The 236-nt window shown below is 58.1% G+C and carries 1 protein-coding gene; it reads right to left on the bottom strand.

All coding sequences use genetic code 11. From position 1 onward, the window contains the following. Positions 1 to 126 (bottom strand): nucleoside hydrolase (locus tag SB816_RS34945; protein WP_410548618.1); only part of this gene is annotated, 126 nt, incomplete at its 3' end. Positions 127 to 236 lie beyond the last annotated feature (110 nt).

Here is a 236-nt window from a genome sequence, read left to right as displayed (position 1 = left end):
ATCGATGGGCGCATTGCCGAAGACCGTGGTAACGCCGATCAGATCGATATCGGGGTGGCGATGCAGAAACAGAAGCGCCATCGCGTCATCCACACCGGGGTCCGTATCGAATATCACTTTATGCATAATGCCCTCATCCGTATGTCCTGAGCCTCACCGCCGCTCCTGGCGATGCGCCACGGAAACATACCCATAAGCGGCAGCACCGCAATCCCCCCGACTGCAGCAGATCAGAG

The sequence above is a fragment of the Achromobacter sp. SIMBA_011 genome (assembly GCF_046535435.1).
GTDB lineage: Bacteria > Pseudomonadota > Gammaproteobacteria > Burkholderiales > Burkholderiaceae_B > Achromobacter > Achromobacter dolens.
This window is presented reverse-complemented; position numbering and strand designations above follow the sequence as displayed.